The sequence below is a fragment of the Phenylobacterium sp. genome (genome assembly GCF_036402295.1).
Lineage (GTDB): Bacteria > Pseudomonadota > Alphaproteobacteria > Caulobacterales > Caulobacteraceae > Phenylobacterium.
The window spans coordinates 1-6,760 of the sequence record NZ_DASWTE010000465.1 but is presented as its reverse complement, the minus strand read 5'-3'; the positions used below and the strand labels follow the sequence as shown (position 1 = coordinate 6,760).

5 protein-coding genes and 1 pseudogene are annotated in these 6,760 nt (G+C 66.7%); 2 read left to right on the top strand and 4 right to left on the bottom strand.

Going from position 1 to position 6,760, the window contains the following annotated elements; all coding sequences use genetic code 11:
* Positions 1-194: pseudogene (locus VGD44_RS25970) on the bottom strand (7-carboxy-7-deazaguanine synthase); the annotation flags it as partial.
* Positions 191-916: a 7-cyano-7-deazaguanine synthase QueC gene (gene queC, locus VGD44_RS25965; protein WP_331091616.1), complete on the bottom strand. Its 726-nt coding sequence runs from the start codon at positions 914-916 to the stop codon at positions 191-193. The pseudogene VGD44_RS25970 and the gene queC, both read right to left, overlap by 4 nt.
* A gap of 246 nt (positions 917-1,162) precedes the next feature.
* Here queC and VGD44_RS25960 point away from each other — a divergent pair, with 246 nt between their 5' ends.
* Positions 1,163-4,027, top strand: coding sequence for a TonB-dependent receptor (locus VGD44_RS25960; RefSeq protein WP_331091614.1), 2,865 nt, complete (start codon positions 1,163-1,165; stop codon positions 4,025-4,027).
* A 72-nt stretch (positions 4,028-4,099) separates the two neighbouring features.
* Here VGD44_RS25960 and VGD44_RS25955 read toward each other — a convergent pair whose 3' ends face one another.
* Both VGD44_RS25955 and VGD44_RS25950 read right to left on the bottom strand, forming a co-directional pair.
* Entirely contained in the window at positions 4,100-4,255 is a 156-nt protein-coding gene (locus tag VGD44_RS25955) for a hypothetical protein (protein ID WP_331091612.1), read from the bottom strand.
* The gene (locus tag VGD44_RS25950; RefSeq protein ID WP_331091610.1) at positions 4,252-4,419 is read right to left on the bottom strand and encodes a hypothetical protein; all 168 of its coding nucleotides are present in this window, start codon (positions 4,417-4,419) and stop codon (positions 4,252-4,254) included. The genes VGD44_RS25955 and VGD44_RS25950 overlap by 4 nt, the downstream gene beginning before the upstream one ends.
* 521 nt (positions 4,420-4,940) lie before the next feature.
* Between VGD44_RS25950 and VGD44_RS25945 the strand changes: the two genes are divergently transcribed.
* On the top strand, positions 4,941-6,760 hold a 1,820-nt coding region (locus VGD44_RS25945; RefSeq protein WP_331091608.1), incomplete at its 3' end, for a TonB-dependent receptor.

Below are 6,760 nucleotides of genomic sequence, written 5' to 3'. Positions count from 1 at the left end.
GCGAAGCGGCCGCCGCCCGGGCCGTCCATGCCCACGAAGTCGGTGTCGCAGAAGGTGCAGACCGCCTTCTCGCGGTCGCGCTCCAGCCCGCTCCACAGGTTGCAGCCGGCGAACCGGCAGAACACGGCCGGCCGCCCGGCCTGGCCGCCCTCGCCCTGCAGCGTGAGGAAGATCTCCTTGACCGCGTAGCTCATGGCGCGAGCTCCGGACGGCCCTCGGCGTCCCACGCCTCGTACCCCCGCTGGCGCAGCTCGCACGCCGGACACGTCCCACAGCCGTGGCCCCAGGCGTGCAGCGTCCCCCGCTCCCCGAGGTAGCAGGTGTGGCTCTCCTCGATGGTAATCGCCACCAGCTGCTCGTCGCCCAGGCCCTTGGCCAGCGCCCAGGTCTCAGCCTTCGTCAGCCGCATCAGCGGCGTTTCGATGCGGAAGTCCTGCTCCATCCCAAGGTTGAGGGCCGTCTCCATGGCGTCGATGGTGTCGCGCCGGCAGTCGGGATAGCCCGAGAAGTCGGTCTCGCACATGCCGCCCACCAGCACGTTCAGCTTGCGGCGGTCGGCAAAAGCGGCCGCATAGGTCAGGAACACCAGGTTGCGGCCCGGCACATAGGTCGACGGCAGCCCCTTCTCGGTGATCTCGATCGCCCGCTCGGCGGTCATGGCGGTCTCGGCCAGGGCGCCGAAGCTCTTGATGTCGAGCATGTGGTCTTCGCCCAGCCGGTCGGCCCACTGGGGGAACTCGCGCAAGATGCGGGCGCGCACGGCCTGGCGGGCCTCGAGCTCCACGCCATGCCGCTGGCCATAGTCGAATCCGACCGTCTCTACCCGCGCGTAGCGCGCGAGCGCCCAAGCCAAACAGGCTGTGGAATCCTGGCCGCCGGAGAAGAGCACGAGGGCCTGATCTATCATCGGCCCCATATGGGCCAGCGGCGCCCGCGAGGGAAGTTTGCAGGTTGTCCCTTGGGGAAACTTCGTTGTCGCGGGCGCCACAGTAGAGCCCGCAATCCCTTACGCTGTCTCGGATTGGTTGACAGTTTGTCGCAGCAGGTCGAGCTTCGCCGACGCTGAACGGGGGGCCACGCCGCCTCCCCGCCGGCTAACGCTTAGCGGCGTGACGGCGACCAAAGGCCAGAAAAAGAGCCCGGCCGCCCTGGGAGGAACAGAATGTCGGATACCCGCGCCCTACGGGGCATGCTGGCTGTTGGCGTGTCCGCCGCAGCGCTCACCGCCTTCGCGGCGCCCGCTTGGGCGCAGACGACGGGCTCGACCGTCATCGAGGAACTGGTCGTCACCGCCCAGAAGAAGGAGGAAGCCCTCCAGGACGTGCCGATCGCCGTCTCGGCGTTCGACCAGAACGCGCTCGAGAAATCCAAGATCGACGGCGGCCCGAACCTGGTGCTGGCCGTGCCGAACGTGAACTTCTCCAAGGGGAACTTCACCGGCTACAACTTCCAGATCCGCGGCATCGGCTCGAAGCTGGTCGCGGCCTCGGGCGACGCCGGCACCGGCATCCACCTGAACAACGCCCCGCTGATCGCCAACAACCTGTTCGAGACCGAGTTCTACGACGTCGAGCGCGTCGAAGTTCTGCGCGGTCCGCAGGGCACCCTCTACGGCCGGAACGCCACAGGCGGCGTGGTCAACCTGCTCACCGCCAAGCCCACCGACCAGTTCGAGGGCAACATCCGCGCTGAGTACGGCAACTACAACACCATGAAGGCGCGGGGGATGATCAATCTCCCGCTCGGCGAGATGGCGGCCCTGCGCGTCGCGGGCTCGTACCTGAAGCGCGACGGCTTCGGGGAGAATCTGGTCACCGGCAACGACGCCGACGACCGCGACCTCTACGGCGTCCGCGCCACCCTCGCCTTCAACCCGAGCGACAAGTTCCGCGCGTGGGTGATGTGGGATCACTTCGAGGAAGACGACAACCGCTCGCGGATCGGCAAGCAGTTCTGCACCAAGGACACCGGCCCGGCCAACGTCGGTGGTCTCGGCTACTCCACCGCGGCCGGCGGCCTCATCGGCCAGATCCAGCGCGGCTTCTTCAGCCAGGGCTGCCAGGCGACCTCGCTCTACTCGCCGGATGTGCTCGGGACCGTGAACTCCCAGGCCACCCTCGGCGGCCTGTTCGGCGCCCTCGGCGGCTTCCAGACCGGCGACGCCTACGCCGGCAAGATCCAGACGCCGGGCATCCGCGACATCGAGTCGACCTTCGACCCGATCTACAAGTCCAAGACCGACATCTACGAGTTCAACGCCCAGTTCGACGTCACCGAGAACGTCACGCTGAACTGGCTGTCGGCCTACACCTTCTACAAGCTGACGACGCGCCAGGACTACAACCGCTACGTCCCCAGCGTGCCGTTCAACGCGACGCCGAACCCGGTGAACGCGTTTGCCGGCGCGCCGATTCCCGGCGGCTATGCAGCGGTCTATGGCCTGCTGTTCCCCAACGGCGTGGTCAACGATCCGCAGAACGGCGCGTTCAACCGGTTCACCACCAGCGACATCTCATCGGGCTACACCGAGCAATGGAGCCACGAGGTCCGGCTCCAGTCCGACTTCGACGGCCCCTTCAACTACAACGTCGGCGCCATCTTCTCGCGCTACCAGGCGACCGGCGACTACTATGTGATGTTCAACACGGGGACCGGCTTCTACCAGATCAACAACCTGCTCAACACGGGCAACCCCAACTGCACCAGCGGGCCCGCCTGCGTGGCGATCGATCCCAACGCGGATCCGAACCGCTCGGGCCACAACTACTATGACGCCTACGGCCCCTACGACCTCACCAGCTACGCCGCGTTCGGCGAGCTGTACTGGCAGATGTCCGACAACTTCAAATGGACGCTCGGCCTGCGCTACACGGTCGACAAGAAGGAGCTCGAGAACCACTCGGTCGTGCTGGGCACGCCGGGCTCGGGCATCGGCTCGCCGCTGCCGGGGCAGGACGCCATCCTGAGGGTCAAGTTCAAGAAGCCCACGGGCCGCTTCGGTTTCGACTGGAAGCCCGACCTCGGATTCACCAACGAGAGCCTGATCTACGCCTTCTATTCGCGCGGCTATAAGGCGGGCGGCCTCAACTCGCCCCCCAGCCCCGGCATCGGGGTGGTGCCGACGTCGCTGACCTTCAAGCCCGAGCTCATCGACTCCTACGAGATCGGGATGAAGAACACGCTGCTCGACGGCACGATGCAGCTCAACGTCACGGGCTTCTACTACGACTACAAGGACTACCAGATCTCCCGGATCATCAACCGGGCCTCGACCAACGACAACATCGACGCCGAGGTCTACGGCGCCGAGCTCGAGTCGATCTGGCAGCCGGTGGAAGGCCTGCGCCTGAACGCCGCGATCGGCTACCTCGAGACCAAGATCAAGAACGCCTCGCTGGTCGACACCTTCAACCGGACCCAGGGCAACCCGAACCTGATCTTGGTGAAGTCCGGCAGCGCGTCGAACTGCGTGGTCACGGTCGCCAACGCGCAACAGGCGTTGGCCGTGTCGAACGGCATCAACAACCCCTTCGCCCTGCTCTTCCCGAGCGGGCTCTGCGGGCTCACGTCGACCGACGGGGCGGGGACCAACATCGCCGGGACCGGCGCCATCGCGGCGGGAACCAACGCCTTCCTCGGTCTGGTCAGCGAAGGCGTGCCGGTGGACCTATCCGGCAACGAGCTGCCCAACGCGCCGCAATGGACGATTTCGCTGGGGGCCCAGTACACCTGGACCGTCGGGGATTGGGACGCCACGCTGCGCGGCGACTACTACCACCAGACCAGCACGTATGCGCGGATCTACAACTCCACCGCCGACCGCATCAAAGCCTGGGACAACGTCAACCTGACCTTCACCGTGGTGAACGCCGACCTCGGCGTCGAAGTGGGCGGCTTCATCAAGAACGCCACCAACGAGAAGGCCATCACCGACTTCTACCTGACGGACGACAGCTCCGGCCTGTTCCGGAACGTCTTCTACACCGAGCCGCGCACCTACGGCGTCTCGATCACCAAGCGCTGGTAGCAACCCCTTCCCAGGGACGTCTTCAGGGCCGGCGGAGCGATCCGCCGGCCCTTTTTCGCCGCCGCCCTGCACTCAGACACCCCGCTTCACGCGTCTCCATTCGTGACGGATGATCGTGCGGCCGAGCGGCAGGCTGACGGCCGGGCCGACGCTGCCCACCGTCGAGCCCGACTTCATCAGCATGTCGAGGCCGAGCGACTGGACGCCGATGAAGGCGGTCAGGTTCACGTCGGATAGAAGTCCGCCTTGGCAGCCTTGATCCGCTTGCCGGCGGCCTCGGCGGTCAGCCGGGCGGCGGCGACGTCGGGCTGCCGGCCGACCAGGCCGGCCTGCAGATTGTCGGGCAGGCCGAAGGCCTGGATCGCCCCCCGGGGCCGGACGCGCGACGGCAAGGCCGCGGTCCGGGCCCTGGCCGAGCAAGGCGGCCATGGCGTTGCGCACGAAACCGATAGCCTCGTCGAGCGCGGCGAGCTCCGCTTCGGCTGCGGCCCGTTCGCCGCGGCGCTCGAAGACGCGTCGAGGCCTTCCTGCGGGCCTATGCGCCCTGACGGCCCAGCCGGCATGCTGGCGCCGCTCCGCGGCGTGCCGCTCAAGCGGCCCTTTCGCAGCCAATGGCGATTTTTGACATACCGGTACGCGCCGGACTCACGTCTCACCGTTACGCCATGCCTTATGGTACAACGTATTCAAGGACCGGCGTTCGATCTTAACCCGCCATTTCGAAAATGCGGTCTTTTCGCCACAGTATGAAAAAACCGGTGATCTGAACGCCATAAGTTATCGCTGGTGAGTTGACGGCGGCCGCGCCTCAGCTTGAGGGTCCGCGCCCCGGACGCCTCCCCGCGTCCGCTCCGAAAACTAGGCAAATGACGAGGCCGGCGGCGATCCCGCACGCGCCCTCGGGAGGACTTTCATGTCTCGCAGAACCGCGCCCGTGCGGGCGTTCCTTATCGCCGGCGTCTCCGCCGCCGCGCTCTCCGCCGTCGCCCAGCCGGCGCTGGCCCAGGCGGCCGACGACGACACCTCGATGGTCGAGGAACTGGTCATCACCGCCGAGAAGCGCGAGCAGTCGCTGCAGGACGTGCCGGTGGCCGTGTCGGCCTTCACGTCGGAGCGCCGCGACGTCGCGGGCATCACCGGCATCCAGGACTTCGTGAACTTCACACCCGGCATGAACTACTCAGGCACCGACCGGGTCAGCCTGCGCGGCGCCGGGCGCAACACCTTCTACATCGGCAACGACCCGGGCGTGGCGTCCTACTCGGACGGCTTCTACTCGGCCTCGTCGTCCGAGCTGTTCAAGACCCCGCTGTTCATCGAGCGCACCGAGATCCTGCGCGGGCCCCAGGGCACCCTGTACGGCCGCAACGCCATTGGCGGCGCGATCAACCAGGTCTCCAAGCGGCCCTCGAAGGAGTTCGGCGGCGAGATCCGCGCGGGCTACGGCAACTACGACCGCACCAGGATCGAGGGCGTGGTCTCCCTGCCCGTGGCCGACAACCTGCGCTTCAAGGTCGGGGGCAGCCAGGACCACCAGCGCGACGGTTTCATCAAGAACATCGGCGGCGCCAACGAAGGCGCGAAGATCAAGCGCACCTACTTCGAATTCCAGGTCGAGGCCGAGCCCACCGAGCAGCTGGACATCTTCGTCCGCTACAACCGCTCGAGCTGGGACGACACGCTGGGCGTCGGCGATCGCCTCGCCAACCTTGTCACGCCCTATGACACCACCCGCGTGTTCGGCCTGATCGGCTCGCTGCAGGTCAACCCCGCCTTCGGCTACGCCACACCGAACCCGGGCGTGACCGACGCCTACGTGCAGAACACCAACACCAATGGCTATGGCCAGCTGCGCGGCAACCACGTGCTGACCGCGACGGTGACCTACGACCTGGGCTTCGCCGACCTGAAGTACATCGGCGGCTTCCAGCAGTATAACTACCAGACCGGCGGCGACGGCGACGGCACCAGCCGCACGGCGGGCATCGCCGGCATTCTGGCGGGCCAGCTCTACTTCCCGACCCAGACGACCGACTTCAACGAGCACAAGCGCTACTACTCGAACGAGATCAACCTGACCTCGAACGGCGACGGCCCGCTGCGCTGGATCCTCGGCGTCTACCAGTACGAGGAAGAGTACCGTCAGCGGATCCAGCTGGGGAACCCGAACCAGGCCTCGCTGTCCACACCGATGACGCTCGCGGGCACGGCGGCCGCGCCGAACCCGCTGCGCAACTACGTCGACAACCAGGCGACGCTGGAGTCCAAGGCCTACGCCGTGTTCGGCCAGGCGACCTATGAGTTCAGCGAGCAGTTCGCCCTGACCGCCGGCCTCCGCTACACGAAGGACAAGAAGAGCGGGACCGAGTTCCAGCGTCTGATCATCCAGTCGCCGGGCATCGCGGGCGGCGGCTTCGCCTTCGACGTGTCGAGCGACATGGATCCCGGCACCCCCGGCGTGCAGAATTTCCGCGCGCTGAAGGACAGCTGGGACGCCGTTACCGGCGTGCTGAACCTCGACTGGACGCCCGACACCGACACCCTGGTCTACGCCAAATACAGCCGCGGCTATAAGTCGGGCGGCTTCCTGCTGGGCACGCTCGCGCCCGATCCGCAGGCCGACCAGGAGCAGGTGGACGCCTTCGAACTGGGCCTGAAGAAGTCCATCGGCCGCCGCTTCCAGCTGAACGGCGCCGCCTTCTACAACGACTACAAGGACCTGCAGCTCAACCT

Bases quoted from the DNA above. Each gene is read 5' to 3' on its own strand.
- queC (WP_331091616.1), bottom strand. From the start codon at position 916: ATGGGGCCGATGATAGATCAGGCCCTCGTGCTCTTCTCCGGCGGCCAG.
- VGD44_RS25960 (WP_331091614.1), top strand. From the start codon at position 1,163: ATGTCGGATACCCGCGCCCTACGGGGCATGCTGGCTGTTGGCGTGTCC.